The organism is Mesorhizobium sp. M0601 (assembly GCF_040320845.1).
Classification (GTDB): Bacteria; Pseudomonadota; Alphaproteobacteria; order Rhizobiales; family Rhizobiaceae; genus Mesorhizobium.
This window is the reverse complement of sequence record NZ_JAMYQK010000024.1, coordinates 1-26,825: the sequence shown is the minus strand read 5'-3', so window position 1 is coordinate 26,825 and position 26,825 is coordinate 1. Positions and strand designations below refer to the sequence as shown.

General features: G+C 61.6%; 26 protein-coding genes, 1 tRNA gene and 1 pseudogene. 12 read left to right on the top strand and 16 right to left on the bottom strand.

Features of this window, described 5'->3' with window-relative positions:
• Positions 1 to 115 precede the first annotated feature (115 nt).
• Positions 116 to 3,145, bottom strand: coding sequence for an Rne/Rng family ribonuclease (locus tag NKI41_RS20550; RefSeq protein ID WP_352684838.1), 3,030 nt, complete (start codon positions 3,143 to 3,145; stop codon positions 116 to 118).
• A gap of 666 nt (positions 3,146 to 3,811) precedes the next feature.
• On the opposite strand from NKI41_RS20550, the gene NKI41_RS20545 reads away from it, so the two are divergent.
• From NKI41_RS20545 to NKI41_RS20515, 7 genes are all read left to right on the top strand, one after another.
• A complete protein-coding gene (locus NKI41_RS20545) occupies positions 3,812 to 5,074 on the top strand; it encodes an N-acetylmuramoyl-L-alanine amidase (protein ID WP_352684836.1) in 1,263 nt (420 codons plus the stop codon).
• A gap of 1 nt (position 5,075) precedes the next feature.
• The gene (locus NKI41_RS20540; RefSeq protein WP_352684833.1) at positions 5,076 to 5,258 is read left to right on the top strand and encodes a hypothetical protein; all 183 of its coding nucleotides are present in this window, start codon (positions 5,076 to 5,078) and stop codon (positions 5,256 to 5,258) included.
• Between the two features lie 30 nt (positions 5,259 to 5,288).
• Positions 5,289 to 7,745: a penicillin-binding protein 1A gene (locus tag NKI41_RS20535; RefSeq protein ID WP_352472768.1), complete on the top strand. Its 2,457-nt coding sequence runs from the start codon at positions 5,289 to 5,291 to the stop codon at positions 7,743 to 7,745.
• 167 nt (positions 7,746 to 7,912) lie between these two features.
• A protein-coding gene (gene prfB / locus NKI41_RS20530; protein ID WP_352451084.1) for a peptide chain release factor 2 occupies positions 7,913 to 9,044 on the top strand; the annotation gives its coding sequence in 2 pieces (ribosomal slippage) (positions 7,913 to 7,978 and positions 7,980 to 9,044; 1,131 coding nt in all).
• Positions 9,045 to 9,516: 472 nt separating this feature from the next.
• Positions 9,517 to 9,903, top strand: a complete 387-nt coding sequence (locus NKI41_RS20525; protein ID WP_352684831.1) for a hypothetical protein — start codon at positions 9,517 to 9,519, stop codon at positions 9,901 to 9,903.
• A 190-nt stretch (positions 9,904 to 10,093) separates the two neighbouring features.
• Positions 10,094 to 10,462 carry a GFA family protein gene (locus NKI41_RS20520; RefSeq protein WP_023679923.1) on the top strand — a complete coding sequence of 123 codons (369 nt, stop codon included), beginning with the start codon at positions 10,094 to 10,096 and terminating at the stop codon, positions 10,460 to 10,462.
• Positions 10,463 to 10,636: 174 nt separating this feature from the next.
• Entirely contained in the window at positions 10,637 to 11,284 is a 648-nt protein-coding gene (locus NKI41_RS20515; RefSeq protein WP_254817106.1) for a YiaD family glycine zipper/OmpA-like lipoprotein, read from the top strand.
• 90 nt (positions 11,285 to 11,374) lie between these two features.
• On the opposite strand, the gene NKI41_RS20510 is transcribed toward NKI41_RS20515, so the two are convergent.
• Together NKI41_RS20510 and NKI41_RS20505 are read right to left on the bottom strand one after the other, a co-directional pair.
• Positions 11,375 to 11,647 carry a DUF2798 domain-containing protein gene (locus NKI41_RS20510; protein WP_023679921.1) on the bottom strand — a complete coding sequence of 91 codons (273 nt, stop codon included), beginning with the start codon at positions 11,645 to 11,647 and terminating at the stop codon, positions 11,375 to 11,377.
• Between the two features lie 50 nt (positions 11,648 to 11,697).
• Entirely contained in the window at positions 11,698 to 12,582 is an 885-nt protein-coding gene (locus NKI41_RS20505; RefSeq protein WP_352684829.1) for an NmrA/HSCARG family protein, read from the bottom strand.
• A gap of 127 nt (positions 12,583 to 12,709) precedes the next feature.
• Between NKI41_RS20505 and NKI41_RS20500 the strand changes: the two genes are divergently transcribed.
• Entirely contained in the window at positions 12,710 to 13,603 is an 894-nt protein-coding gene (locus NKI41_RS20500; protein WP_352541367.1) for a LysR family transcriptional regulator, read from the top strand.
• Positions 13,604 to 13,747: 144 nt separating this feature from the next.
• Here NKI41_RS20500 and NKI41_RS20495 read toward each other — a convergent pair whose 3' ends face one another.
• A complete protein-coding gene (locus NKI41_RS20495; protein ID WP_352684826.1) occupies positions 13,748 to 15,343 on the bottom strand; it encodes a DEAD/DEAH box helicase in 1,596 nt (531 codons plus the stop codon).
• 347 nt (positions 15,344 to 15,690) lie between these two features.
• On the opposite strand from NKI41_RS20495, the gene NKI41_RS20490 reads away from it, so the two are divergent.
• Positions 15,691 to 16,344, top strand: a complete 654-nt coding sequence (locus tag NKI41_RS20490; RefSeq protein WP_352472772.1) for an outer membrane protein — start codon at positions 15,691 to 15,693, stop codon at positions 16,342 to 16,344.
• Positions 16,345 to 16,425: 81 nt separating this feature from the next.
• On the opposite strand, the gene NKI41_RS20485 is transcribed toward NKI41_RS20490, so the two are convergent.
• The 6 genes from NKI41_RS20485 to NKI41_RS20460 form a co-directional block, all read right to left on the bottom strand.
• The gene (locus NKI41_RS20485) at positions 16,426 to 17,199 is read right to left on the bottom strand and encodes an NAD kinase (RefSeq protein WP_023679915.1); all 774 of its coding nucleotides are present in this window, start codon (positions 17,197 to 17,199) and stop codon (positions 16,426 to 16,428) included.
• A 461-nt stretch (positions 17,200 to 17,660) separates the two neighbouring features.
• Positions 17,661 to 18,422, bottom strand: a complete 762-nt coding sequence (locus NKI41_RS20480; protein ID WP_352684823.1) for an MBL fold metallo-hydrolase — start codon at positions 18,420 to 18,422, stop codon at positions 17,661 to 17,663.
• The gene (locus NKI41_RS20475) at positions 18,419 to 19,489 is read right to left on the bottom strand and encodes an ABC transporter ATP-binding protein (RefSeq protein ID WP_352684821.1); all 1,071 of its coding nucleotides are present in this window, start codon (positions 19,487 to 19,489) and stop codon (positions 18,419 to 18,421) included. Before NKI41_RS20475 ends, NKI41_RS20480 begins: the two co-directional genes overlap by 4 nt.
• On the bottom strand, positions 19,486 to 20,268 hold the full coding sequence (locus NKI41_RS20470; protein WP_352501653.1) for an ABC transporter permease: 783 nt from the start codon (positions 20,266 to 20,268) through the stop codon (positions 19,486 to 19,488). The genes NKI41_RS20475 and NKI41_RS20470 overlap by 4 nt, the downstream gene beginning before the upstream one ends.
• Before the next feature lie 2 nt (positions 20,269 to 20,270).
• A complete protein-coding gene (locus NKI41_RS20465; RefSeq protein ID WP_352684819.1) occupies positions 20,271 to 21,113 on the bottom strand; it encodes an ABC transporter permease in 843 nt (280 codons plus the stop codon).
• Between the two features lie 13 nt (positions 21,114 to 21,126).
• Entirely contained in the window at positions 21,127 to 22,233 is a 1,107-nt protein-coding gene (locus NKI41_RS20460) for a polyamine ABC transporter substrate-binding protein (RefSeq protein WP_352684817.1), read from the bottom strand.
• A gap of 90 nt (positions 22,234 to 22,323) precedes the next feature.
• Between NKI41_RS20460 and NKI41_RS20455 the strand changes: the two genes are divergently transcribed.
• Positions 22,324 to 22,938, top strand: a complete 615-nt coding sequence (locus tag NKI41_RS20455) for a TetR/AcrR family transcriptional regulator (protein ID WP_352472778.1) — start codon at positions 22,324 to 22,326, stop codon at positions 22,936 to 22,938.
• A gap of 55 nt (positions 22,939 to 22,993) precedes the next feature.
• Here NKI41_RS20455 and NKI41_RS20450 read toward each other — a convergent pair whose 3' ends face one another.
• The 5 genes from NKI41_RS20450 to NKI41_RS20430 form a co-directional block, all read right to left on the bottom strand.
• Entirely contained in the window at positions 22,994 to 23,194 is a 201-nt protein-coding gene (locus NKI41_RS20450) for a DUF2905 domain-containing protein (RefSeq protein WP_023679908.1), read from the bottom strand.
• 48 nt (positions 23,195 to 23,242) lie between these two features.
• Positions 23,243 to 23,881, bottom strand: a complete 639-nt coding sequence (locus NKI41_RS20445) for a cupin domain-containing protein (RefSeq protein WP_352684815.1) — start codon at positions 23,879 to 23,881, stop codon at positions 23,243 to 23,245.
• A 135-nt stretch (positions 23,882 to 24,016) separates the two neighbouring features.
• On the bottom strand, positions 24,017 to 24,214 hold the full coding sequence (locus NKI41_RS20440) for a hypothetical protein (protein ID WP_084641813.1): 198 nt from the start codon (positions 24,212 to 24,214) through the stop codon (positions 24,017 to 24,019).
• Positions 24,215 to 24,480: 266 nt separating this feature from the next.
• Positions 24,481 to 24,720, bottom strand: a complete 240-nt coding sequence (locus NKI41_RS20435) for a hypothetical protein (RefSeq protein WP_352684812.1) — start codon at positions 24,718 to 24,720, stop codon at positions 24,481 to 24,483.
• Positions 24,721 to 24,872: 152 nt separating this feature from the next.
• Positions 24,873 to 24,948, bottom strand: a tRNA-Thr gene (locus NKI41_RS20430).
• A 156-nt stretch (positions 24,949 to 25,104) separates the two neighbouring features.
• On the opposite strand from NKI41_RS20430, the gene NKI41_RS20425 reads away from it, so the two are divergent.
• The gene (locus tag NKI41_RS20425; RefSeq protein WP_352451069.1) at positions 25,105 to 25,272 is read left to right on the top strand and encodes a hypothetical protein; all 168 of its coding nucleotides are present in this window, start codon (positions 25,105 to 25,107) and stop codon (positions 25,270 to 25,272) included.
• 388 nt (positions 25,273 to 25,660) lie between these two features.
• Positions 25,661 to 26,104, top strand: a complete 444-nt coding sequence (locus tag NKI41_RS20420; RefSeq protein WP_352684810.1) for a hypothetical protein — start codon at positions 25,661 to 25,663, stop codon at positions 26,102 to 26,104.
• Between the two features lie 49 nt (positions 26,105 to 26,153).
• Here NKI41_RS20420 and NKI41_RS20415 read toward each other — a convergent pair.
• Positions 26,154 to 26,516: pseudogene (locus tag NKI41_RS20415) on the bottom strand (IS66 family transposase); the annotation flags it as partial.
• Positions 26,517 to 26,825: the final 309 nt, after the last annotated feature.

Here is a 26,825-nt window from a genome sequence, read left to right as displayed (position 1 = left end):
TTGAATGCATTCCGCTCTGGTGCCTGTCGCCTGAATTGGAGCAAAAAATCCCGCGCAACCGATCCGCAGCGCGGGATTTTTTTAATCAGAAAGTCTGGCTAATGCGCGGAAAAGCTTAGAAAAAGCCCTTCCGCTGCCACCAGCCGGCACGCTTCGGCTTGTCCTCGGCCTTTGCTTCCTCGGCCTTTGCTTCCTCGGTCTTTGCCTCGTCGGCCTTTGCCTCGTCCGGGACGATCGAGGAGACGACCGGCACGACCGGAGCATCCACCGGTACGGGCTTGCGCCGCGACGGCCGGGCCTTCGGCGTTTCCTCGGCAGCCGCCGCTTCGGTCTCCTGCGGAACCGGCGTGGGGGTCTCGCCGGAAGCCACGGAGGCGGCCTCGGCAGCCGATGTCTCGGCGCCCGCAATCTCGGCAACTGCATCCGCCGCAACCTTCTTCGGCTTGGCGGTACGGCGCGGCTTCTTCGGCTTTTCGGCGCTCGGCGTGTCGTCATTCGCCGGAGCACGCACCGCAAGCTCTTCGGCCGGCGGCGCACCTTCCGGCTCGCCGGTCACGGGCTGTGCTTCCGACACGGCACCTTCCGTCATGGCGGCCGGCTCGCCGGCGCTGGCTTCGATCTCGCCTTCGCCCTCTTCGCGGCGATTGCGCTTGCCGCCGCGCTTGCCGCGCCGGCGCTTCTTGCCGTGACCGTCGTCCGCCGCTTCCGCCGTTTCGGCAACACCGGCCGGCGCTTCACGTTCCGCTTCGGCACCTTGATCGCCGGCGGCTGCGAAGGCATCGTCTATCGGCGCCGAAACGGAAGCACCTTCCACAGCAGCGCCATGCTCGCGATCGCCATGTTCGCGTTCCCCGTGCTCACGATCCCCGTGTTCACGATCCCCATGTTCACGATCCTTGCCGCCGCGCCGTCTGCGGCGCTTGCGGCGCTTGCGATCGCGGCCTTCGCCGTCCTCGCCGGACCTTGGCTGCTGAGGCTGCTGGGCAGGGCGTGGCTGCTCGGCCTGCACCGGTGCCTCGTCTTCCTCTTCGATGACGATCTCGTCCTCGGGTTCTTCCGGCTCGACATAGGCCGGGAACGTGCGCGCCTCGACAAAGCCTTCCGGCTTTTCGGCCAACGCGCCGCGGAAGATGGCATAGTGTTGTGCACCGACGGCGTCATCGGCTTCGATGGTGATGGTCACGCCGAAGCGATGCTCGAATTCCACCAGCGTGCCGCGCTTGTGATTGAGCACATAGAGCGCGGTCGCCGCCGGCGTCCGCACCGTGATGTGGCTGCGCGAATCCTTGAGCAGGAATTCCTCGATTGCCCGCACCACCATCAGCGCGACCGACGAATCGGAGCGCACATGGCCGGTGCCGCCGCAATGCGGGCAAGGCTTCATCGTCGATTCCAGCACGCTGGCACGGATGCGCTGGCGCGACATCTCCATCAGGCCGAAATGCGAGATGCGGCCGACCTGGATGCGGGCACGATCGTTCTTGAGGTGATCCTTCAGCCGCTTCTCGACGGAGCGGTTGTTGCGGTTCTCCTCCATATCGATGAAGTCGATGACGATGAGGCCGGCGAGATCGCGCAGCCTCAATTGCCGGGCGACTTCCTCGGCGGCTTCCAGATTGGTGTGAAGTGCGGTGTCCTCGATCGAGTGCTCCTTGGTGGAACGGCCCGAATTGACGTCGATGGCGACCAGCGCTTCCGTCTGGTTGATGATGATGTAGCCGCCGCTCTTCAGCGTCACCTGCGGCTGCAGCATGCGGTCGAGCTGCGCTTCGATGCCGTTGCGCACAAAGATCGGCGTCGTGTCGCGGAACGGCTGAACCACCTTGGCGTGGCTCGGCATCAGCATGCGCATGAAGTCCTTGGCCTCGCGGTAGCCTTCTTCGCCGGAAACCAGGATCTCGTCGATATCCTTGTTGTAAAGGTCGCGCACCGAGCGCTTGATCAGGCTGCCTTCCTCGTAAACCAGGGCAGGGGCCGTGGATTGCAGCGTCAGATTGCGGACGTTTTCCCAAAGCCGCATCAAATATTCGTAGTCGCGCTTGATCTCTGCCTTGGTGCGGCTTTCGCCTGCCGTACGCAGGATGACACCCATGCCTTGCGGCACTTCGAGATCGGCGACCACTTCCTTCAGCCGCTTGCGGTCCTGCGCATTGGTGATCTTGCGCGAAATACCGCCGCCGCGGGCCGTGTTCGGCATCAGCACCGAATAGCGGCCGGCCAACGACAGGTAGGTGGTCAGCGCTGCACCCTTGTTGCCGCGCTCTTCCTTGACGACCTGCACCAGCAGGATCTGCCGGCGCTTGATCACTTCCTGGATCTTGTACTGGCGACGGACCGGCTTGCGGCGGTTGCGCACTTCTTCCAGCGCGTCCTCGGCGCCGACCGATTCGACCTCGTGATCGTCCGGATGCGAGGATTGCACCTCTTCCAGCATGCCGCGATCATTGTCTTCGGAGGTTGCTTCGCCGCTTGTCTCGGCCCCGCTTGTCTCGGGCCCGCTTACCTCGACTTGCGGGACGGCTTCCGAGATTACGTCGGCATCGACGCTGGCAGCGATGGAACTGGAACCGCCTTCGGACGGCTCGGTCTCACCGCGATCGGCGGCTTCATCGCTCTGCCCGGCGGCACCCTCGCTCTGTCCGGCAATGTCGGACATGGTGTTGTCGTCAACGGCATCCAGCTTTTCTGCGACGGCATCTTCGCCGTTCTCGCCATTCTCGCCGTCGGCCGCGCCTGCCTCGCGCCTGTGCTCGCCGCGGTCGCGGCTCTTGCCGCCGCGCCGGCGTCCGCGCTTGCCACGGTCGCGGCTCTGGCGGTCCTCGCCTTCGGCGGCTTCCTCGTCCTCTTCGTCCTGGGCTTCCTGTGCTTCCGCACGCAGCAGCGCCTGACGGTCGGCGACCGGAATCTGGTAGTAGTCGGGGTGTATTTCACTGAAGGCGAGGAAACCGTGACGGTTGCCGCCATATTCGACAAAGGCTGCCTGAAGGGAAGGTTCGACGCGCGTTACGCGGGCGAGATAGATGTTTCCTTTGAGCTGCTTCTTGTCCTGGGATTCAAAGTCGAATTCTTCAATACGGTTACCGCGAACGACGACAACGCGTGTTTCCTCCGGGTGGGAGGCGTCTATCAGCATTTTGTTGGGCATTATTTCGTTTCCTCCCGGCAGCCGTCGGCCGCAGCTTGCAGGACACTGCCCGCTGCCGTGGACCTGGAACATGGGTGCCGGACAATTGAACGTCCGCCGGCCGCTGCCTGAGCGCCATGGCGGTGCCGCCCGCAGCCGTAGTGGCGCGGTTTGTTGCGGACCTTTCCATGATTGCGCTTGAAGCCATCGTCACCAGCAGAACCTTTTGAACCAAAGCCCGGAAAAAACCGGACCAGCTTGTTTGCTCATACAGAGCCGGCACGGGACAATCCCGGCCGTTTTGCTCACGCAGGCGATTCCCCCGCCACGGGAGCACGCCTGCGAAAATCGTCGCGATCACCGATGCCTTCTTCGCCTGAAGCGAAAGGAGCCGTCTTGCGTCTGACCTGTAGCAGGAAGCTGCGGAGGAGGACGGTTCCAGGATTGCAGTGATCCACCATCGCTTTTATGATTTGGCGGGTTGGAAGGCAACCCCGATTCCCGATGCCGGCAAAAAGCCGTTCCGCAGCGGAAGCCCAGGTTCCAAGCCTTCCATGAAAAGGCTTGGTTAACCTTCTCTGGATACCAATCGTTAATCGAGTTCGCGGCCTGCCAGCACTTTGACAAGCAATAGGGCACTTCGACAAGCGATCGGGCATGACGCCAACGGGAGCGATTGGTAGAAAGATGGGACTGGCAGGCTTCGCAGACAAGGGCCGTCATCATGGAGGCTGGTTGTTCCGCACCGCCTGCCTGCTGCCGCTGATCCTGGCTTGCCTGGTCTTTTCGCCGCTTTCGCGTGCTGCCGACGTACCGCTCGGCGCCACAAGCTACAAGATGGCCGGCGATGCCACCAAGATGCGCATCGTCATCAATTTCGACCGCGAACCCGACATCAAATGGTTCCTGCTGCGCGGCCCCGATCGCCTGGTCATCGATCTGCCGGCCACCAGATTTGCCCTCAATGCCAAGGATGTAAAGCCGCGCGGCCTTGTCCGTGCCGTGCGTTACGGCGAGCTCGGCGAAGGGAAATCGCGGCTGATTCTCACCGGCAAGGGACCGTTCGCCGTCGACAATCTCGACGTGCTCAAGAACGGTGACGGCAACGGCTACCGCATCGCCATCGATATGTCGGCGGCCTCGCAGCGGGAATTCGACGCAGCGCTCGCCAATCAGGCGCTGACCACCGGTTCGACGGTCTCCGCCGACAAGGCCGGCAGGGTCGGTACCGGGCCGGTCTCCAATCCGGGCCATCGTTTCACCGTCGTCATCGATCCCGGCCATGGCGGCATCGACGGCGGTGCCGAGGGCCTGAACGGGACGGTCGAAAAGAACGTGACGCTCGCCTTTGCCATGGAACTGCGCGACAAGCTCGCCGCCAGCGGCAAATATGACGTGTTCCTGACGCGCGAAACGGACGAGTTCCTGCGGCTCGACGACCGCGTGCGCATTGCCCGCCAGCATGAGGCCGACCTGCTCATCTCGATCCATGCGGACACGATCAGCCTCAAGGGCATTCGCGGCGCAACCGTCTACACCGTGTCCGACAAGGCTTCCGATCCCGAGGCGCAGGCGCTTGCCGACCGTGAAAATCTTTCCGACCAGTTCGCCGGCATGGAGATCAAGGACGACAGCAAGGAAGTGACCGATATCCTGATCGACCTGATCCGCCGCGAGACGCATAATTTTTCGATGAGCTTCGCCCATACTCTCGTCGGCCAGCTTTCCACCAGCGTCGGTCTGATCAACAACCCGCAGCGTTCTGCCGGCTTCAAGGTGCTGAAAGCGCCGGACGTTCCATCCGTGCTGGTCGAACTCGGCTATCTGTCGAACGCCAAGGACGAAGCGCAGTTGCTCAGCGCCGATTGGCGCAACAAGGCGACCCAGAGCATAACCAACGCCGTTGCCCTGTTTGCTTCGGCCAAGAGCGGAACGGGGGCCGGAGGCTGAAATGTCCGCCGGCGCCCACAACCTGAAGCAGCGTTGCACGGCGACAACATCCTGTGCTTTTATTTCCGGCATTCGAAACCGAAATCCCGCGCTGCCGTATTTTGCCCACATGGTCGCGACATGGATTTTGCGATTACGGTTTGGGATCGTCCCGAAAGCTTGCGTGAAGGGCGGCTTCGTTTAGGAAATTCCCGAACCAAGGACTGGAGCGGGTATGATTCGTCTCATTGGCTATTTCTTCGGCATCGGCACGACGCTGGCCCTTTTGGTCGCGGCGGGCGTGGCGATCTATATCGGCCATTTGTCGAAGGACCTGCCCGATTACGAGGTGCTGGCCAAATACGAGCCGCCGGTGACGACCCGCATCCACGCGTCGGATGGCGCGCTGATGGCCGAATATGCGCGTGAGCGGCGGCTTTATCTGCCGATTCAGGCGATCCCGGATCGTGTCAAGGCGGCCTTCCTGTCGGCCGAGGACAAGAATTTTTACAATCACCCCGGCATCGACGTGACCGGCCTTGGCCGGGCCATTGTCGTCAACCTGCAGAATGTTGGTTCGGGAAAGCGCCAGGTCGGCGCCTCGACGATTACCCAGCAGGTGGCGAAGAACTTCCTGTTGTCTTCAGACCAGACCTACGAGCGCAAGATCAAGGAGATGATCCTCGCCTTCCGCATCGAGCAGGCCTACTCGAAGGATCGCATTCTCGAGCTCTATCTCAACGAGATTTTCTTCGGCTTCGGCGCCTATGGCGTCGCCGGTGCTGCGCTCACCTATTTCGACAAATCGGTGAACGAGCTCACCGTGGCCGAAGCCGCCTATCTCGCCTCCCTGCCGAAGGGGCCGAACAACTACCATCCCTTCAAGCATGCCGATCGCGCCTTGGAGCGCCGCAACTGGGTCATCGACCAGATGGTCGAGAACGGCTACGTCACGCATGAAGAAGGCGAGAAGGCCAAGGCCGAGCCGCTCGGCGTCACGCCGCGCCGCACCGGCAACTATCTCTTCGCCGGGGAGTATTTCACCGAGGAAGTGCGTCGCCAGATCATCGCGCGCTACGGCGAGAATGCGCTCTACGAAGGCGGCCTTTCCGTCCGCACGACGCTCGATCCGAAGATGCAGCTGATTGCCCGCAAGGCCATGCAGAACGGACTTATGAAGTTCGACACGCTGCGCGGCTACCGCGGGCCGGTCACGAGCATCGACGTTTCCGGCGACTGGGGCGTGCCGCTGGGCAACGTCAAGCGGTTGGAGGACGTGCCGGAATGGTCGCTCGCCGTCGTGCTCGACAGCTCGGCCACCGGCCTGTCCATCGGCCTGCAGCCGACGCGCCAGATCTCCGGCGAAATCGTCAAGGACCGCGTCGAAGGCACCGTCAGCAAGGAAGACATGAGCTTCGCCATGCGCCACGTGGTCGACGGCAGGACCGTCAAGGCGAAGTCGCCCGCCGACGTGCTGAAGCCGGGCGACGTGATTTTCGTGCAGAAGAACGACGGCTCGGACAACAGCTACAGCTTGCGCCAGGTTCCCGAAGTGGAAGGCGGCCTGATCGCCATGGACCCGCATACCGGACGCGTCCTGGCCATGGTCGGCGGTTTCTCCTACGCGCAGTCGGAGTTCAACCGGGCGACGCAGGCCATGCGCCAGCCGGGGTCGTCGTTCAAGCCGATCGTCTATTCGGCCGCCCTCGACAATGGCTATACGCCCGCCTCCGTGATCATGGACGGGCCGATCACCATCCAGAGCGGCAACACGACCTGGACGCCCAAGAATTACGACGGAACGGTGGCCGGCCCGGCGACGTTGCGGTCCGGCATCGAGAAATCGCGCAATCTGATGACGGTGCGGCTTGCCAACGACATGGGCATGAAGCTGGTCGTGGAATATGCCGAGCGTTTCGGTGTCTACGACCACCTGGCGCCGTATCTGCCGATGGCGCTGGGATCCGGCGAGACGACGGTGATGCGCATGGTGTCGGCCTATTCGATCATGGCCAATGGCGGCAAGTCGATCAAGCCGTCGCTGATCGACCGTATCCAGGACCGCTACGGCAAGACCGTCTTCAGGCAGGACGAACGCGGCTGCTCGAACTGCAACGCCGCCGAGTGGCAGAACCAGCCAGAGCCGGAGCTGGTCGACAATTCCGAGCAGGTGCTCGATCCGATGACCGCCTACCAGATCACATCGATGATGGAGGGCGTCGTGCAACGCGGCACCGGCGCCACCATCAACGAGCTCGGCCGTCACATCGCCGGCAAGACCGGAACGACCAACGACGAAAAGGATGCCTGGTTCATCGGCTATACGCCGAACCTCGTTGTCGGCCTTTATATGGGCTACGATCAGCCGAAAGGCCTTGGCAAGGGCGCGACCGGCGGCGGCCTTGCCGCGCCGATCTTCAAGGATTTCATGCGCGTGGCACTGGACGGCACGCCCAATGTCGACTTCAAGGTTCCGGACGGCATGAAGCTGATTGCGATCAATCGCAAGACCGGCATGCGAGCCAACGCGGGCGACGCCGGAACCATCATCGAAGCCTTCAAGCCGGGTACCGGTCCCGCCGACAGCTACTGGGTGATCGGCATGGGTGCGGACGGCTCCAACGCCACCGGCGGGGCGCTGTCGCCGCAGGCCAACCAGGCCATCCAGTCGGGCGGCGGCGGGCTCTACTGACAATCGCTACATCGGGTCGGGCCGGCTTGACGACGATGGTCGAGCCGGTCCATTCCGCTTTACAGGGGCCGGTACATTACAGGGGCCGGCGCTTTACAGGAGACCGTGCCGTCCCTATGTATCGCGCCACCAAACCGCCATCCAGCAACAGGACAGAACAGCCAGCCATGCGCGCGGAAACGCAAAACATTGTCGACGAGATCAGGCAGGCAATCACCCTGCTGAGGAGGCATCTTTGACTGGGACCAAGCCATAAAGCGGCTTGAGTACCTGAACGTCCGTGCCGAGGATTCGAGCCTCTGGAACGAGCCGCTGGAAGCACAAAAGCTGATGCGCGAGCGTCAGGGCCTCGAGGAAGGCATTGCCGCGGTCAAAGGCCTCACCCAAGCCCTGGAAGACAATATCGGCCTGATCGAACTTGGCGAGGAAGAGGGCGACGAGGGCGTCATCGCGGAGGCCGAAGCGGCGATCCGCTCGATGCGCGGCGAGGCCAAGGCGCGCCAGATCGAAACGCTGCTGTCGGGCGAGGCTGACGCCAACGATAGCTATCTGGAAGTCCATGCCGGCGCCGGCGGCACCGAAAGCCAGGACTGGGCCTCGATGCTTCTGCGCATGTATACACGCTGGGCCGAGCGCCGGCGCTTCAAGGTCGAGGTGCTTGAAGTGCATGACGGCGAAGAAGCCGGCATCAAGTCCGCCACGCTGCTGATCAAGGGCCACAACGCCTATGGCTGGCTGAAGACGGAATCGGGCGTGCATCGTCTCGTGCGGATTTCGCCCTATGACAGCAATGCGCGCCGCCACACCTCCTTCGCCAGCGTCTGGGTCTATCCCGTCATCGACGATACGATCGACATCGACGTTTCCGAATCCGACGTCCGTATCGACACGTATCGGTCGTCGGGATCGGGCGGCCAGCACGTCAACACCACCGATTCGGCGGTGCGCATAACCCATCTCGCCACCGGTATCGCGGTTGCCTGCCAGGCCGAGCGCTCCCAGCACAAGAACAAGGCCAAGGCCTGGGAAATGCTGCGCTCGCGGCTTTACGAGGAAGAGCTGAAGAAGCGCGAAGCGGTGGCAAACGCCACCGAAGCGTCGAAGAGCGATATTGGCTGGGGCCACCAGATACGGTCCTACGTGCTCCAGCCCTATCAGCTGGTGAAAGATCTGCGCACCGGTGTCGAGAGCACCAGCCCGTCGAGCGTGCTCGACGGTGACCTCGACGATTTCATGGAAGCCTCGCTGTCGCAGCGGATCGAAGGTGGCGCCGGCGAAACGGTGGCCGATATCGACTGAGGCCGCCGGGCACCAATCCGGCAGGAATGTGGGTCATCACGCGAGAGTTACGGCCATCGCGTGAGAGTGACGAGCTCTCAATTTGCACTTACCTGTCGTTCTACAACTTTGTTTTTCATCGGATTTTTCAAAATCGATTTTCGCTTTTTGACGCGGATGCCGCGGGCCGCCGGTCCCAAGCCTGGAACCAGCGCGAGCCAAATCCCGTTATTGGCGATCCCGCTGCCGGGGTTGACCAGGTTTCGTCAATCAGGACGGCAGGTTGGTTCCGGCTGCAGAGGTCAGCGTTCGGTTGCGACAGCAATTGCTTGCGCCGACCAAGGAATCAGCCCAGCATTCATGCGCTGGGGAGGAAAAAAGCATTTATGGCCGGACGCGGCGTATCTGCGACCTGACGATCCGGCCACTGGGAAGACACGTTCCGGGAACGGGCAAGCGAAATGCTTGACAACCGTTGATAGGAACTGCGCTCATGCCTGCTCTCACAACCAGACCGGCCCCAGTCGCCCGCACGGCGCGCCGACTCCTGAATTCACTTGTCGCGGCAGTGGTTTTGATAGCTGCCGCCATTCCATTTGCGGCGTCTGCTCTGGCGCATGATGCCAAGCCGACCGCGGCCATGCCGCAAGGCTGGAGCTATCCCTTCTCCTGCTGCTCGGGCTATGATTGCCGCGAGGTCTCTCAGACATCGATCAGCGAACGTCCCGAGGGCTATGTCATCAAAGGAACCGGGGAAGTCGTGGCCTATAGCGACAAGCGGATCAAGAATTCGCCCGACGGCGAATATCATTGGTGCTCCGTTGCCGGTGCCAATGACGGAAAGACCATCTGCCTGTTCGTGCCGCCATCGTCCTATTAGCGCATGACGCCCAAAAGCTTGCCGACGGGTTGACCCGGGGGTGTGCGGCGGCTTGGATCGATGAGCTTCGATCGGCACTCCAGCACTTTTAACCTGTGCATCGCAGGCTCACAGGTCGCTGACAGGCAGTTGTCAGGAGCGTTTCTTTATGCTGCCTTTGCTTACGGGCGGCACTGTGAGGGACCAATCCATGACCATCAAGGCAAGCTGCCACTGCAAGGCGACGACGTTCGAGGTCTCGCAAGCGCCGCAGACAGTGACGCGATGCACCTGTTCCTTCTGTTCAAAACGCGGTTCGTTGTGGGCCTATTACACCCCATCGCAATTCAGGCTCACCAGCCCGCCGGAGAATGTTTCGTTCTACCAGTGGGGATCGAAAACCATAAAACACGGTTTTTGCGCCACCTGCGGCTGTGGCACCTTCACCGAGACGCCGGACTGGTCGACAGGCGAGCCGAATTTCGACAATCCGAAGATCAGCGTGAACTCGCGGCTGTTCGACGATTTCGATCTCGACAAGGTCGAAGTGGTGGTCATCGACGGCAAGAATCTCTGGTAGCCGGTGGAATTGCGGTGGTCGCGCGAGCCGCTGCAGGCGTGTGGAATTGAGCCGGGGAAAGCCGCGGCAGCGGCTTTTGCTGGTCCGCTTTTCGCCGCATTTCATGTTACAAGTCGCTGGAAGGGCTGATGCGGTGCGCCGTTGCGCGGCCGTGGAATGGAGAGGGACCACCATATGAAAAAGATTGTGCTCGCCGTCGTGGCGACGGCTGTGCTCGTGAGCGCATGCACCACCGATCCCTACACCGGGGAACAGAAGGTTTCCAACACCGCTGCCGGCGCCGGTCTCGGTGCTTTGGCGGGTGCCGGGCTCGGCATGCTTGCCGGCGGTAACGACCGCCGCAACGCGCTGATCGGCGCGGGCATCGGCGCGCTTGCCGGCGGTGCCATCGGTGCCACCATGGACCAGAACGAGGCCGAACTGCGCCGACAGCTTCAGGGCACAGGCGTCAGCGTCACCCGCACCGGCGATCAGATCATCCTCAATATGCCGTCCGACATCACCTTCAACGTCGACCAGGACGCGGTGAAGGCCGGTTTCTATCCGGTGCTGAATTCGGTGGCCCTTGTGCTGAAAAAGTTCCGCCAGACCACCGTCGACGTGTTCGGCCACACCGACTCGACCGGCAGCGACGAGCACAATTTCGACCTGTCGCAGCGCCGTGCTTTGGCGGTCGCCAACTATCTGTCCGGACAAGGCGTCGATTCCCGCCGCTTCGCCGTCACCGGCTTCGGCAAGACACGTCCGATCGCCTCCAACGCGACCGCTGCCGGCCGGGCTCAGAACCGCCGCGTCGAGATCCAGCTGTCGCCGCTTACCTGAGGCAAGCGCACGAACCGGCCGCGGCCCCGCAAGGGGCCGCTCTAATGGCTATGTCGGCCCTCCGTCCGCCGGCACCCTTCGTTCGTGATGTCAGGACCGGGCCGGCTGATCGACAATCGCGGCAACGATCCGGCGCACGATCGGAAGCACAATCAGCAGACTGGGAAACGCGACAAGCCATGAAGCGCCCCATGCATAGCTCCAGGCCGCTATAAACCCGTTCGTCCAGCCTGCGCCGATTGCCGTCGAAACCGCCGAGACAATCGAGGACATCAGAATCGAAAGAACCAACGGCATCACCACCGCGCCGTAGGAGGGCGGCAGCTTTCTCAATTTGAAGGCTCGGTCCGGTGATGCTTGCATCGAAATCTTCCTAATCAAAAAAATTTGCGTAGGCGTTATTGTGAGGACGATCAGGCGGCATATGCCGTCTGCAGCGCCAATTCCTGAATGAAGCTTCGCAGCGAACGCGGCTCGCGGCCAAGCACGGCACGCAACGTCAGGCTGTTCCCGCCGAGGCCGTATTTGGCGTAGTGGCTGTGTACTTTGGCCAGCATCTGCAACTGCCGGTCGGTATAGGGAAGGCGGGCCTTCGCCGCCCAGTCCTGAAATGTCGGCTCGCCCGCCGAAACCGGCCGGCCAAGCGCTTCGCTCATCATGGCGACGACCTCTTCGCGGCTGTGCATACCGTCGGCGCACAGCTCGAGGGTCGCATAGGACAAACGCGCTTCGGTCAGTGCGATTGCCGCCACTTCAGCCACATCGCGATAGTCGACGCGGGCGAGCTTCGCCGTCCTTGGAAACGGCTCGGCGAAAACGCCGTGCTCGACGACGGACGGCCAGGCCGGCGCGATATTTTGCATGAAATTGGCCGGGTGCAGAATGGTGTACTCCATGTTCGTCGAATAGAGGGCAGCTTCAACGGGTACCTTGCTTGCATGGTTTTCCAGCCTCGTATTGGTCGGCTGGATCACCGACGAAAAGACGAACTTTCGAACGCCTGCTCGCGCCGCCGCCTCAACCATGGCAACCCCCATGGCGGCTTCGTCGGGAGCAAAGGCCGGTCCGATGTGAAAGACACCGTCGACACCTTCCACGGCCTGCTCAAGGCTCCGATGGTTGCGCAGATCTCCGATCGCGATCTCGGATGCGCCGCCTTTCCGGGCTTTTTCGGCACTCGCGGCGTCACGAACAAGCGCTCGAACCCTGGCATTGCGGCGGACGAGTTCAGGCACCACCAAACCGGCAACGCGGCCTGCGGCGCCTACGACCAGGACCGTTGGACTGGGTGTTCGCATGACGATCTCCTTCCTTCGAGTCTGCCTTTCGGCCTGTGCAGGGAAGATAAAATCTAGCGAACTTCGTTACAATTGATCGATGTTGCGATAGTTTCTCCCGATTTTCGGTAGAAAGGAGCGATGAGCGATGAGCCGGATAGATGATTTCGAAGCCTTCATTGCCATTGTCGAGCATGGCAGTCTGACGGCTGCCGCACGCCGGCTGAACCGCTCACTGCAGTCGGTCAGCCGGTCCCTGGCGACATTGGAGGAATCAATCGGGGTCGAGCTTCTGCACAGGACGACACGCCGCTCGACGCCGAGCGAAGCCGGAGCGGCCTTTTTCCAGCGCATCAAACCCGCCGTCGAGGAAATTAACGAAGCCAGGCTTCAGGCGGCCAATCGACGGTCGGAGCCATCGGGCATCCTGCGTGTCAGTGCCCCGGTTCTGTTCGGCCCGGACTTCCTCGTGCCGGTTATCGCCGACTATATGCGGACATATCCCCGGGTCGAGGTTGACCTCAAGCTTTCCGATGAATTTGTCGATCTCGATGCCGAGGGTCTCGATCTGGCGGTAAGAATCGGCAATTTGCCGGATTCCAATTTACGTGCGAAGCGCCTGGGCGCGCTGCGGCGCGTGGTGTTCGGCGCACCTGCCTACTTCCAGCAACACGGCCGACCGGCCCATCCGCTCGAATTGCGTGAGCATCAATGCATCGTACGAACCGTCGACGGCCGCCCAGGCGAATGGATGTTTCAGATTGAAGGCAAGCCCCGGCCGGTGAAGGTCGCGGGCACCTTCCGGTCGAATTTGATGATATCGATCTATGCGGCCGCGGTTCACGGATTGGGTCTGGGCTACTCGCCGCTTTGGCAGGTAAAGCACCTGGTGGACGATGGCCGCCTGGAACTGGTTCTAACCGAATTCGAGCCGGTGCCGGTGCCGATACACGCCGTGTGGCCGGAAGGCAGGTCGTCCTCAGCCAAAGTTCGCGCTTTTCTGGACCTGCTGGCATCCCGCCTGGAGCTCAGGGATCTTTAGCTATATAGCGAGCCCAGCGGCATACGGGTCGCCGGCAGCGCCAAAATCGACCGCCTCGCAGCGACGCAACAAGATTACCGAGAGCAGTACTTCTCAAAAGAGGACTGGTGCTTCGCGCGTCGGCGGGGCCGCGCGCGAGCCGTGTCAGACCTTGGCCACGATCCGCATGAAGGCCGGCATGTCGTCGCCGAAGCCGACGGTCGCGTCATTGTCTTCCTGGCGCTGGCGGGCAGGGCGCTCGCGCTGCGGCCTGGTGTCGCCCCGTTCCGGCGCGCGCCGTTCGTTGCGATCGGGCGAAGCCTTGCGTTCAGGTGAAGCCTGGCGCTCGCTGTTTTCCGAGCGGATCGCCTCTTTGCGGGTACGCCGCTCGTCGATGTCGGCGACGGTGGCTTCGGCCACGACCGGCTGTTCCGCGCTAACTGCTTCCGGCGCTGCTTCTTCGCTGCGCTTGGCGTGGCGTTCACGCGGTTTGCGCTCGCCCCTGTCCTTGGCGTCGTCCTTGCGGCCGGCACGGCGTGGCGCACCGCGGCCACGGCGCGGGGCCTCATCCTCGCCGCCTTCGCTGGCAACGACCGTCGACAAATCGCCGTCATGCCACTCGATCTTCGTGCCGATCAGCCGCTCGATGGCGTCGATGTATTTGGTGTCCGACTTGGTCGCGATGGTGAAGGATTTGCCCGAGCGCCCGGCGCGGCCGGTACGGCCGATGCGGTGGACGTAATCCTCCGCGTGGATCGGCACGTCGTAATTGAAGACATGGCTGACATCGGGAATGTCGAGGCCACGCGCCGCGACATCCGAAGCAACGAGGTAGCGCAGCTTGCCGTCACGGAAATTGGCCAGCATCTGCATGCGCGCGCGCTGGTCCATGTCGCCGTGCAGGGCGCCGGCGTCGAAGTCATATTTCAGCAGCGAGCGGAACAGCTCCGATACCTCGATCTTGCGGTTGCAGAAGATGATGGCGTTCTTCAGCTCGGCATCCTCGGCGTTCATCAGATTGCGCAGCGTCTCGCGCTTGTCCCATGGTTTCGGGCCGGATTTCACCAGCCGCTGGATGATGTTGGTGGCGGCCGATGCTGCCTTCGACACTTCGACGCGCACCGGTGCGTGCAGGAATTTCTCGGTGAGCTTGGTGATTTCCGGCGGCATCGTCGCCGAGAAGAACAGCGTCTGCCTGGTGAACGGGATCATCTCACAGATACGCTCGATGTCGGGGATGAAGCCCATGTCAAGCATGCGGTCGGCCTCGTCGATGACGAGGATCTCGACGCCGTTGAGCAGGAGCTTGCCGCGCTCGCGATGGTCGAGCAGGCGGCCGGGGGTCGCGATCAGCACATCGGCGCCGCGCTCGAGCTTCTTGTCCTGCTCGTCGAAGGACACGCCGCCGATCAGCAGTGCGATATTGAGCTTGTGGTTCTTGCCGTATTTGACGAAGTTTTCCTCGACCTGCGCGGCGAGCTCGCGCGTCGGCTCGAGGATCAGCGTGCGCGGCATGCGGGCGCGGGCGCGGCCCTTTTCCAGCCGGGTGAGCATCGGCAGGACGAAGGACGCTGTCTTGCCGGTGCCGGTCTGGGCTATGCCCAGCACGTCCTTGCCGAGCAAGGCGTGCGGGATAGCACCAGCCTGGATCGGCGTCGGCTCGGTGTAGCCGGCATCGGTAACTGCGGAAAGGACCTTCGGCGACAGGCCGAGGTCTGCGAAGGTCAACGCTTCTTGAGCGATCTGGGTGTCTGAGGACAAGTTTGGCTGTCTTTGGCTGGTTCGGGGGCGCAACATATGCAGTCGCGGCAAGCGCCGCGCGCCTGCAAGATCGGTATTGCAGGTAGGCGCAAGCCCACGATTTGTCAACACAAACGGGCGGCATTGGCGCGATTGTGAAGCCGTAAGCTTAATCGCGATGGTTACCGCTCGTCGATGGCCCGCTGTTCAGCAAGGCGACATTCTCGCATCAGCGCAGGTGTTGCAGATCAGCAACGCCAGGGTGCATTCATTCTGACCACACGCCAAAGTGCCATTTGAGATTTGAAATAACTCAGAAACTAGCCACAAATGATTCATCTATTTTTCTTGGCTAAGGGGGCCACATTATGAAGAAAGCTTTTCTCTCCGCAGCGTTTCTGGCAGCGGCCTTGACTCCGGCGATCGCGGCCGATGTCGTGGAATTGCCGGTCGCATCAACGTATAACTGGACGGGCCTCTATCTAGGCGCACATGTCGGCGGTGGCAGCAGCAAAGTAGACTGGGAATATACTGTTGGCGGGACGGCTGATCATGATGGCAGCGGCGCCCTGGGCGGCGTCCAGGCCGGTTACAATTTCCAGAGCGGAAATATAGTCTATGGCGTCGAGGCGGACATCTCGGCCGCCCATATCGATGGCGGCACGGATTGTCCGAACCCCACCTTCTCTTGCGACTCCGATGTAAAGATGCTCGGATCGCTGCGTGGCCGAATTGGCTATGCGATGGATAGGCTGCTGATCTACGGTACCGGCGGTCTCGGCTTCGGCAGGGTTGAGATTAGCACAAGCGGTCCGATCGGGACCAACGGCACCTCGAAAACCAGAGCAGGCTGGACCCTGGGCGCGGGCCTGGAATATGCCTTTACAGATCACTGGTCGCTCAAGGGCGAATACAAATATTTCGATCTGGGCAAGAGCGATTATGCAGTCGACACCGGCCTGAATGTCGAAGCAAAGGTCCGCATACACACCGGAGTCATCGGCTTGAATTACAAGTTCTGATCGCAACGATCGGCCGCCGCAACACTTGTGTTGTCAAATAGGAACCCGGCCTCGTGCCGGGTTTTTATTTGCACGGTCTGTTCAATACCTGAACTGTTCGGCGAGAATGCGCTCGTTCCACGAATGGTTGGGATCGAACAGCAGCGTCGCCGTTGCCGTCGGCGATTCCCTCACCGTGACCGTCGTCACCGCCTTGACCTCGGTGTGGTCGGCGGCGGCGTTCACCGGCCGCTTTTCCGGCTCCAGAATGTCGAAACGCACGATCGCCTTGTTGGAGAGCAGCGCGCCGCGCCAGCGGCGCGGACGAAACGGGCTGACCGGGGTCAGCGCCAACAGCGGAGCGTCGAGCGGCAGGATCGGCCCGTGCGCCGACAGATTATATGCGGTCGAGCCGGCCGGCGTCGCAATCATCACGCCGTCGCAGTGCAATTCCTCCAGCCGCTCTTGCCCATCCACGGTGATGCGGATCTTGGCCGTCTGGTACGACTGGCGCCAAAGCGCAACCTCGTTGATCGCGAGCGCCGAAATCGTCTCGCCTTCGGCCGTCACCGCCTGCATCTCCAGCGGACGGATCGTTTCGGCAACGGCCGCCGCGATGCGCCCGGTCAAGCCGCTGGCGCGGTATTCGTTCATCAGAAAACCGATGGTGCCACGGTTCATGCCGTAGACCTTCTTTCCCGTGCTCATCGTCTCACGCAGGGTCTGCAGCAGAAAGCCGTCGCCGCCGAGCGCCACGACGATCCCGGCTTCTTCGACGGATGCCTGGCCGTAACGCGCAGAAAGGCTTTCCAGCGCTGCATTGGCGTCGGCTGTACCGGATGAGACGAAGGCGAAACGGCTGGCGGTTTTGCTCATGGCTCTCAACGACAACCGATTGGCGACGACCGTCTGGCGACCGATTGGCGGCGACCGGTTGCTGGGCCGCGCCAGCGCCGGGTTAGCATGGGTGGGCATTTCTGCAAAGGGAGGGAGGTGCCTGGAGATGGCGACCAAACAAGCCGCACTCGCGCATCATGTCGGAGGACAAAATGATGTGATGGTTAAGGCCCGCCTTAAACTCTCGTAAAGCCGGATCGATCATGTTAGCCGGCAGCGGACGGGCGGCGTGGGGGCTAACCAGTCGAGGCCGATCTATTGCCGCTGGCACGCTTGATTATTGTCTTCCTGATGCTGGCAAGTTTTGCCCTGGCTTTTGCGGAACTGGTGCGCCAGTCGGAGGAAAAGAGCTTTAGACCCGAGCCCACGGCCTCACGCTGCGGCGACGCGGCGGGGACACCCTGTCCGCAAAGGGCGCTTTGACGCCACAGCGCCAGTGCTTATCGGGCTTGCAACAGATGGCAGCCGGCCTGGCGCTTTTGCGCGAGATACTCGTCGACAAGCTGGCGATAGCGAACTTTGCCGAAACTCGGGAAATGGCCGCCGTGCACGACCGAGACATCGAGATCGCGCATGCGCAGCAGCGTTTCGACATAATCGTCGATATCGGAGTGATAGACGTCGTCGATCAGCGGGCCGTCATAGATGATGTCGCCGGAAAACAGGATGCCCGTCCTGTTTTCGTAGAGCGCAATGCCGCCGGGTGAATGGCCGGGCGTGTGGATGACCTCGAAGGCACGGTCGCCGAGATCGACGATGTCGCCTTGCTCGAGCAACCGGCCGGCTGGTGCGGGCAGGATCCGGTAGCGCTTCGTGTCCCAGCCTTGCGGCATGCCGTCGAACATCTCGTCGGTGGCATAGCGGTCGGCAACCGTCCATTCGTTGCGTGGATCGGCGAGGATTTCGGCCTCGGCCGGGTGCACGCAGCGGTCGGGAAATTCGTGATGGCAGCCGATATGATCGAAATGGGTGTGACTGGCCACGCAGGTGAGCTTGCGCTCCGTGACCAGCGGCACGTGGCGGCGCAGGCTGAAATGGCCGAGGCCGGTATCGAACAGAAGATCGCGGTCGCGGCCGCGCACATGCCAGATGTTGCAGCGGAAGAACGGCTTGATCCACGGCTCGTGGATCAGCGTCACGCCATCGCCCATGCGGATAGTTTCGTACCAGTCAGGAGCGTCGATGATTGGAAGCGTGCTCATGTTTGGTCCGCAAGCAGGATGATGTCGCCAGCATCGCACGATACCGCGACAACGTCGCCCGGCTGGACGGCCGATGCGGCCGCGACCTTGGCGATGAAGTGCAGCGCCGGGTCGGTCGTGGAGGTCCCCAGCACACGCTTGAAGCTGCCCTGGAAGACGACGTCGCTGACCTTGACCATGCCAAGCGCCACAGCACCGCCTGCAGCGCCGAGAACAAGATGCTCCGGGCGGATGGCCAGCGCAACGGTCGAGCCGGCTGGCAATGTGCCAGGCAGCGAGAGCGACCCAAGCTTCGTGGTGACGGTGTTTTTGCCGCTCTTCGCCTCGGTCACCGTTCCCGATATCAGCGTGCTTTCGCCCATGAAAGTCGCGGAAAAGCGCGTCGCTGGCCGTACGTAGACGCGCTCGGGCGGTCCTTCGTCCTCGATGCGCCCGTCATTCATCACCACGCAATGATCGGCCAGCGCCATCGCCTCTTCCTGGTCGTGGGTGACGTGGATGAAGGCGGTGCCGACGCGTTTCTGGATCGCCTTCAATTCGTCCTGCATCTGCCGGCGCAATTTCAGGTCGAGCGCGCCGAGCGGCTCGTCGAGCAACAGCACCGCCGGCTCGACCACCAGGGCGCGCGCCAGTGCCACGCGCTGCCGCTGACCGCCGGAAAGCTGGTGCGGCTTCTTGTCGAAGGCGGTGGCCAGCCCGACCAGCGCCAGCGCCTCGCGCGCCCTTGCTGCCCGGGTTGCGGCATCGACACCCCGCATGCGCAGGCCGAAGCCGACATTGCTGCCGACGCTCATATGCGGAAACAGCGCGTAGTCCTGGAACACGGTCGTCGTCGGCCGCTTCGCCGGTGGCACGGCAGTGCAGTCCTCGCCGCGGATCAGCACCTTGCCTTCGCTCGGCGTGACGAAGCCGCCGAGGATGGACAGAAGCGTCGTCTTGCCGGACCCGGACGGCCCGAGCAGGATCGTGTAGCTGCCAGGCTCGATCGTCAGCGAGACGTTCTTCAGCACGGTATGCTGGCCGAAGCGATGCGAGACGGAGCTTATATCGACCAGTGGCGCACTCAAGCCGGCTTCCTCCGCAACAGCATCAGCTCGAACAATACCACCAGCACGATGGAGACGGCGAAGACCAGCGAGCCGACGGCGTTGGTCTTGGGATTGAGGCCGGAGCGCAGCAGGTTCCAGATCTCGACCGGGAGCGTCGTATCGAAGCGCGTCAACAGGAACGAGATGACGAATTCGTCCCAGGAGAAGGTCATCGACAGGAAGAAACCGGCGAAGATCGCCGGTGCCATGACAGGCACGGTGATCAGCAGCAGCACCTTCCATTCGGGCGCGCCGAGGTCGCGCGCGGCGCGCTCGATGTTGATCTGGTGGTCGCCCATCTGGCTGTAGACGATGGCAAAGCAGAGCGGCAGGTTGATCACGACGTGGCCGATGCCGGCGGCAGTGAGCGACTTCGGCACGCCGGCCCAGTTGAACAGCACCAGCAGCCCCATGCCGATGATGAGATAGCTGACGGTCAAGGGCAAGGTGATCAGCCCGCGCATCAGGCCCGAGCCCGGCAAAGCGAAGCGCGCAAAACCCCAGGCGGAGAGAAAGCCCAACGTGACGGCGGCAGCCGAGGAGACGACCGCCACCAGCAGCGAATTGACCAGAGCCGAAGTCAGCCGCGTGTCGGCGAGCACGGCCTCGTACCAGCGCAGCGACGGTCCGGTGAAGGGCGGGATCGGAAACGACGTTGCCTGCAGCGAAAACAGCACAAGAACGATGACCGGTAGAAAGATGAAGCCGTAGATTGCGATGGCGTAAAGGCCGGAGACGAGGCGGATGAGCGCGCGCATGGTCAGGCCCGCTCGATCTTCAGCCAGCGGGAGCAGGCGAGATAGGCAATGGTGACCACCGCCATCAGGATGATCGACAACGCCGAAGCGAGCGGAAAGTCGCCGCGCCGGCCGATCTGCATCATGACGAGCTGCGGCATCAAAAGCTCGTTGTTGCCGCCGAGGATCTGCGGCGTGATGTAGTCGCCGATGCATAGCACGAAGGTGAGGAAGGCGCCGACCATGATGCCGGGGAGCGTCAGCGGCAGAACGACATGCAGGAAAGTGCGCAGCGGCCCGGCGCCGAGGTCGGCGGCGGCCTTGCGGTAGCTGGGGCTGAGCTGCTTCAGATTGGCGAAGATCGTCAGCGTCAACAGCATGACGAAGAAATGCACGAAGCCGGTGATGGTGGCCAGCCGCGTATTGGCGAGCTGCAGCGGTTCGCCGAACAGGCCAGAGCCTGTCAGTGCGCGGTTGACGACGCCGTTTTGCGCCAGCACCAGCAGCCACGAATAGGAGCGCACGACATAGGAGGTCCAGAACGGCAGCACCGCCAGCATCAGCGCCAGCCGCTGCCAGCGCTCCGGCACCTGTTCGGCCAGGATCCAGGCAAAAGGATAGGCGAGCAGCACCGAGATCACGGTGACGATCGCTGTGACCTGCAGCGAGTTCACCATCGCCTGCCAGTAGGACGGATTGGCAAAGAACTGGCTGTAGTTGGACAGCGTGAAGCCGCCGCCTTCATGTGCCGTCAGGCTGGATACCGCCATGGCGACGAAGGGCAGCACAAAAAACAGCAGCGTCCAGCCGAGCGCCGGCGTGACCAGCGCCCAGGGCAGGGCACGCCCACTGTTGACGGCGTTCACGACCGGCAGCCGGTCATTGCGCCTGCAGCATTTCGGTCCAGACGTCCTGCATCTTCTTGTCGAGGTCGGCATTCGGCGCCGGATAGGACTGGGCGCGGGCGAGGAATTCCGGCTGCTCGTCAAAGCGCAGGATCTTCTTCTGCTCGTCGCTCAACGCCGCCTTGCTGTTGGCCGGCATGCCCCAATAGCAGGACGAGGTGGCGAGCCGCGCCTGGCCTTCGGGGCTCATAATGTACTGGATGAATTTAAGCGCCAGCTCCTTGTTCTTGGAATCCTTGAACATTGCCAGCGACTGCGACCACAGCACGGCGCCTTCTTTCGGAATAGAGAAGTCCAGCGCCGGGTTTTCCTTGGCCAGCCCCGCCGTCACCCATTCGCCGCCGCCGACCAGAATGTCGACCTCGCCGGTCGCCAGCGCCGTCTGGCTGGCGGTCACTTCGCCGACCAGCTTGGCGTTGGCCTTCATTTTGAGCAGCTCTTCCTTGATGGCGGGAAGGTCGGCTTCGGTCAGCTCGGCGGTCTTCTTGCCGATCGCCAGTGCGGCCATGCCGATGACCGGCAGGTAATAATCGTAGATGGCGATCTTGCCCTTGTATTTGTCGCCGGTCAGCGCGGCAAGCGACTGCATGTCGGCCGGGTCGACCTTGGTCTTGTTGTAGCCGATCGTGTTGTAGCCGAACTTTTCGGTGATGCCGTAACGCTTGCCGTCGACGACAGTGGAGCTATCCATCTTCACCTGCGGAAACAGGTCAGCCAGCGGCAGCTTGTCTTCCGGTAGCGGCTCGAACAGGCCTTTTTCGACGCCGCGCGGTACGTCGATGCTGTCGATCACCATCACGTCCCAATCGCCGGGCTGCGATTGTTCGACGATGGCCAGGCCGGCGCCCGTGCCTTCAAACTCCTTGACATTGACCTTGACGCCGTTCGCTTCCTCGAACGGCTGCAGCAGCGCCGGATCGGCGTGATCGCACCAGATCAGCGCGTTGAGATCCTGCGCCTGAGCGAGGCTGCCCGCCGCCAGCAGCAGTGCTGCCGCGGCACAGGCGCCTTGGAGATGGCTCTTCAGAACGGAAAGAGGATTCCTGACGGTTGGATTGGGGGTCTTTGGATTGACGGACATCGAGTGTTCTCCCTTGCCTTTTTGGCTTGTAGGAAAAATTGAACCAATTCTAAAATTGAGTCAATTCTGTTTTTGTGGCAAACAGCCGTTATGAGCGGATTGCGGGCAAGGCAGAAGGCGGATCGGCACCGCCGCATCATCGAGGCGGCGGCGGCGCTTTTCCGCGATGCCGGTTATGAAGGCGCCAAGATCGAGACCATCGCGGCGCAGGCCGAAGTCTCGGTCGGCACCATCTACAATTACTACCAGAACAAGGGCGACATCCTCGGCGCCATCGTCTCGATGGAGGTCAACGAGGTGCTGAATGCCGGGCGCGGCGTCGTCGCCAACCCGCCGGCCAATGTCGGCGACGCTCTCGATACGCTGCTCGGCATCTATATCGAGCACTCGCTGCATTATCTCAGCAAGGAGATGTGGCGGCAGGCGATGGCGATCTCGACGCAGCTGCCCGACAGCCCGTTCGGCCAGGCCTATACCGGGCTGGACCGCGCGCTGACCGAGCAGATCCGCGCGCTGATCGTCCGCCTGCAGGCGCTCGGCCTGGTGCGTCGCGACATCGACGGGCCGGCACTCGGCGAACTCATCTTCAACAACATGAACATGATGTTCATCGAATTCGTGAAGCGCGAGGAGGCGAGGATTGCCGAACTGCGCACGGCGATACGCAGGCAGAACAGGATATTGGTGGCGGCGATCGGAGTGTAAGAAGATCAAGGGCGAGTTGGGCCTGCAACACAAATCGCCGCAGCCGGAGCATCGCCTACCGGTTGATCAGCCATAGAATGGCCGAGAGCACGATGCTGACCAGTATCCCCGTCGTGATAGGGACATAAAGCCTGAAGTTCTCACGCTCGATCACGATATCGCCGGGCAGCCTGCCAAGGCCGGTCCGGGCCAACCAAGGCCACAGCAGGCCTATGGCGACTATGCTGAGACCAACGACGATCAGAGTTCGCGACATGGCAGCATCCTGCCGACAAAAATGCCGGGCGCCCAATATGGACCCGGATCATCCGGCTACTAGGCCTGCTCGAGCGAGGATTTCAGGAGCCGGCATGACATGCCCGTGCGGCTTGCAGTAGTCCGGGTCGATCGCGCGATAGCCGAGCAGATGGCCGAGTGGCGCCAGGATCGCCAGCGCCACTCGCTGAATCGCAGGTGGCGGGTGCGTGAAGACGATCACGTCGGCAAATTCCCTGGCGATGACTGCTGCCTGAAGCGGCGAAGGTCTACCTTTTCTGTCCACCTTGCCGGCATTGGCCAGGCCGAAGAGCATGCCGATCAGCAGCTCGAAACGGTTCGGGTCGACATTGTCCGCACCTGGCGCCCGGTCGACTTCGACCAGGACATGCGCTTCTTCGGTTTTGCTGCTGTTCCACCAATCATGTGCGACGCCTGCTTCGACCGTGGCGGATTGGCCAGGCTCCAGGGACAAAGTCTTCCCGGCGATGCAAGCGTCGAGACGGCCACGGAGGACGGTAAACCGTTCCGTCAGGTTCGGGTGGAAGTGCTCGCCCACCACTGCGGCTCCCGGCCGGGCGGTCAGATGAGCGATGCCAGGTCCCTGGCCGCGGTCTTCGGTGCCACGCAGGATGACCGCATATTCGCCGGTCACCTTGTTCTCGTAGACATCTCCACAGCGTGACATGGATCGGTTCCGGAGTTTCAGAGCACCACTGCCCGGCAACTCTATCGTCAACGGCTTGGTCGTTCAACGACGCTCCAACGGGCGATTGCGGAAACACCAGTTTCCGGCTCTTCGTCAACGCGGGCGATCAGCGCTCTACCGAACATGCTTAGGCGGCCGCGCTCGCGGAAACGGCACGACCGTCAGTGGCGCCTTGCGGAATTCCGCGATGGCTATTTCTTCAATCAGCGCGTCGAGGGCCTCGTTGACGCGTCGGCTCGTTTCATCCGCGCCGCAGAGGCGGTTTTGTGCGCACTCCAAAAGCTCGCGCGCCGCGGCGAAATCACTTCGCATGACAACACCCTTTGGTTTTTGGCCCGCCGCACCGACATTGTCGGCGCGCTTAATTGAGCGAGTGCTAATATACACAGGGGCAATTTAATCGAATGCTGTTAAATGGCCCGGAGCCGGAGAGGGGCCGAAATGATGGCTGTAAGGGCTAGGCACTAATGGGCTCGGCGTCTCTTGGTATGAGATGCCAAAGCGCAATCTGGCGTCAGATTAAGCCGGCAAGTTCACGCGACGTTTGTGGTTCCCCGACGGGGACGGAACGCGTGGCCCTAAAACGTTCTTGGGCGGCTTAGATATTCTCTGGCGGCGGCAATCTGGCGTCGGTGCTCGCGCAGGAAGGCTGCGCCGAAACAAATGGCGAAGGCCAGTACGGAAAGGCTTGTCGTTGCTCTTGATGTTGGATCGGGGTCGGGACTTGTCAGCAAACGAAAACCGAACGCGAAGGCTAAGACGATAAGGCCGCCAAACATCCCGTTGATGAAGGGGGCGGTCGTGCGTTTCTGCTCCAACGAAAACTCCTAGGTTTTCCGCTAGGGAACTATGGTTTCCGCTAGGGAATATATGCGTTGAAGCTGATGTGCTACCGATCCTGACGGCCCCGGCCTGTGGATATCGGGGATGAGCAGATATCAAGCGCCCGGAGGTCTCAAGAAGCCCGTACTGGTGCCCCCGGACGGAATCGAACCGCCGACCTTCGGTTTACAAAACCGCTGCTCTACCAGCTGAGCTACAAGGGCACGGCGCTCCGGTTACCATATTTGCCGCGCCAGTAAAGACAAAACTCCGTTTTCGGCTGCCGCGAACGCGCCGGTTCTGCCGCCAAGGCGTCCTGAAAACGGCCAATTCGCTTCCTATATTGATCGAAGGTGCAATCGCATCAGCGAGGCAGTCGCATGATCAGGTTTGTCATCATTCTCCCGCTCGTCGTCGTGGCTTGGGTTCTCCTGGTGAAGCTCATCAAGGACCTGAAGCACGCCAATATCGACTGGACCGGCGTCACCACCATCATCGGCTTCATCGCGCTCGCCTTCTGGCTTCGCCATATCACCGGCATGGGGTGAGCGAGAGAGTGAGTAGTGAAACCGCGAATTCTCACTACTCACCAATCAAGACGAAATCACTAAGAACCGCTCACTAAGAATTCTCAGAACCTCCGAACCTTTCGCTGCCGCGCCGCGACCGATCTCCAGAGGCGAATGATCGCCTCATTCAAAGATCGAGGAGATCATCATGTCCAAGCGCAGTTTTACTGTAAGCGATGTGCTCCTCACACATTGCTCGGATAATTCGGCCGCTCGGTGTCAGATGCCATTGGCCGCTGAACCTTATGGCAACCTGCGTCACTACCAGTCAGTGGCGACGATTTGAGGCCGTTGATACTGCGAAACATTTCGATATGCTTCCCTTCAAGCCATAAGATTGTCGCGCAGCGCCTGTGTTGGATTTTCAATGCCGAGAAGAAAGCAATTTAAGGGAATTTGCCACGATATTCTTGAAAGCTTTGTCAGTAGATACAACGACCTGGATGGCTACTGGGCCTTGGGGCAATACGCAACCTTTCTGACGGAATCCGGTCAACGGGAGTTGCGGCTACGGCTGCAGAGGGGATCAACGTTGTCTGAGTGCTCCAAATTCAGCGCCTCGGCTACCTACTATCAAGGAGCGGTGTTGCGGCTTATGGATGCGAATGAGATGCCGCATAGCTGGTTTGCGGATGCCTACATCAGATTTTCCATGGTGGGTCCGACGAATGCTCTTTGCGAGGTTGAAATCGTGTCTGATCTCGGCAAGGCTTACCACGGTGATCGCAGGATCGACGTCCGACCTCATAACCCGCTTCGCGAGCACCGGAGAGGAGGCAACTTTGGGCCGTCAAATCAAATGGGCCAGTAAACCCGATCCGAGGCAAGGCATTTGTGCAATGACTGGTTCGGGCCGACTGTCATGGGTAGGAATTCCTTTGTAAGGCGGGATATTTCCAAGGAAGCAGCTCATCGATCCGGCATTGTTTATGGCCGCTGACGATGGCGGTGAGTGTGCTCGTCAGATAGGACAGCGGATCAAAAGTATTGAGTTTGCAAGTTTCAATGAGCGAGGCGATGGTCGCCCAGTTCTCGGCCCCAGCGTCGTGCCCTGCGAAGAGTGCGTTCTTGCGATTGAGGGCTATCGGTCCGATGGTTCGCTCGACGCTGTTATTATCGATTTCGACGTGGCCGGCGATCAGGAAGAGCTTCAGGCCATCCCGGTATTTGGCGATGTAGGCCAAAGCCTCGCCGAGTGGGGACTTGGCCGCGACGCGCGACCGTCTTCATCGCCACTGGCGCCCTAGCCGGCACCGCCTGTCGTCGTCGGCCCACGGCACGCATCATCATCATCACCATTGGCATCACTGGTGGTGGTGGCACCACCATCATCATCACCATGGAAGGTGATCATCTTCCTTTGATTAGATGATCCACTTGGCGAAAGGGTGGCTTCGGCCGCCCTTTTTGCGTCATGAGCCAGGATCGTTGCCGTCGGCCGAAGAGACGTAAGCGCCAAGCTGACCCCATCTGGCGCGGCTTGAGGTGATGAGCGAGACATACTGACACTGAAGCAAGGAGCCGAGGAGCTT